The 1893-nt window shown below is 36.1% G+C and carries 2 protein-coding genes; both read right to left on the bottom strand.

The features are described 5' to 3' along the window. Positions 1-490: 490 nt before the first annotated feature. The gene (gene sdhE, locus CCAL9328_RS10520) at positions 491-1354 is read right to left on the bottom strand and encodes an 8-methylmenaquinol:fumarate reductase membrane anchor subunit (RefSeq protein ID WP_169938891.1); all 864 of its coding nucleotides are present in this window, start codon (positions 1352-1354) and stop codon (positions 491-493) included. After that, a partial coding sequence (locus CCAL9328_RS10515; protein WP_169972580.1) for a 4Fe-4S dicluster domain-containing protein occupies positions 1351-1893 on the bottom strand: 543 nt, incomplete at its 5' end. The genes CCAL9328_RS10515 and sdhE, both read right to left, overlap by 4 nt.

Here is a 1893-nt window from a genome sequence, read left to right as displayed (position 1 = left end):
TAGCCTATCCCACCTTAAAAATCATCATGAAACAATCATGCAAGAGCTTGCTGGGATTAAAATTTAATTAGTATTGTTTATGATATTGCTGCTAGTATTAGTGGCATTATCGGTGTCATTAGTGTTATTAGTATATTGTGTTGTAGTTGTTAGATTAATTGATTATGTGACTAAGCATATATATAGGCTAGAATAATTAAATATAAATACATATGATAGCTTGCAGTGATTAAATATATAAGTTTTCTTTGTTTTTAAAAACCAACAGCTTAAATTTAAACGCGTATAAAACCACTGATGAAAATTTAAGAAAAGTATAGTTTTAAAAACCAACAGCTTAAATTTAAACAGTAAATCTTTAAAACTTATTACAAGATAGTTTGGTAAATTAATTTTTAGGAGTAATTAGGGAATTTCTTCCCTAATTAATTATTTAATAGATAGGTAATCAATACTGATTTCTTAAGTATTGATTGTTTGATCTTTTTACTTAGCCCACTAATCTAGTAGCATCTTGTATATTTAGATCAAGTCCTAACTCTTTATTAGATAGACCAAGGGCAAGACCTACTAGTTGAGATAGGTGAATGATAGGTTTTCTAATGTTTGAGTTGTTTTCATCTTGATACCTCTCTTGGTAGATATCAAGTTGCATTTGGCATAGCGGGCAAGGAGTAACTACAACATCCGCTCCGTTACTATCTGCATTACCTACTATTTGACTTGACATCTTTCTTACTGATTTACCTGCTGGATAGCTAGCATGAAAGCCACAGCAATCAAGTCTTTTTTCAAATGGAACTATAGTAGCACCAAGTGCTTCAACTACCGCTTCAAAGCTCTTTGGATTAGTTGAGCTCTCTTTAGTTAGCTCACGTTCTGGTCTTAAAGAGTGACAGCCGTAAAATAGAGCTACTTTTAAATTTGAAAGAGGATTAACAACTTTTGCTTTTAAAGTATCTAGGTTTTGATAAAGCACCCATAAAAGGCTAGTTATCTCTGTATTGCCTTCGTATTTCATATTTCCTTCAGCCAGGAAGGTGTTTATACGATCTTTAGCGCCCTTATCAAGTGTGTTTTTAGCTTTTGTAAGGGTAAGCATACAAGTTGAGCATGTTGTAAGGATAGGCATACCCATCTTCTCACCAAGTGCTATGTTTCTAGCATTAGCTACTAAGCTAGCTATAGGATCAACACATTGAGCCTGGCTAGCACCACAGCAGCTCCAGCCTGGAATTTCATGTAGTGTTATACCAAGTATTGGAGCTATAGCCTCAAGTGACATCTTTGACTCTTTTGCGGCTTGGCTTAATACGCAACCCGGGAAAAATGCAAATTCTTTATTATTACTCATTTTATAGTTCCTTCTTTCTCTGCTTTTCTTGCCGCTTCTACCATCTTAACAAGCTCTGCGTGTCCTTCTATCTTCTCTCCGCCAAATATATGAAGAGGATTCATCTTGCCGGCTTTCATTAGGTTATAAGCGATATCTAGTTTAGTAGTATTTGCTAATACTCCCTCACTTCTAAGGGCTAGCTTGATCTCATTTAGTCTACCGTCACCCTCTACCATATCAAGTAAGAACGCCTCTGCGTGAGCAGGTCCCATTCCCTCATTTAGTCCTTTTTTCATAGCCATAACACGAAGTGACTCTATATCTCCAAATGAGCTTATGCCTTTTGGACATCTATCAACACACTCTTGGCAGTGAACACAGTTCCATAGTCCATTAGCTATAGCAGGTTTTAGATGTATCATAGGATCTTTACTTCTTGAATCATCAGCAGCCCTATAAGCATGAGTAAATACAAATGGCTGCATATAATCACTCGCATCTGCTTCTAGTTTGTTACACTCAGATGCGCAACATCCGCATAGGATGCAGTCCCATTG

It is taken from the genome of Campylobacter sp. RM9328 (genome assembly GCF_012978615.1).
Note: the sequence above shows the minus strand (reverse complement) of the source record. Positions and strands in the feature narration are given on the sequence as shown.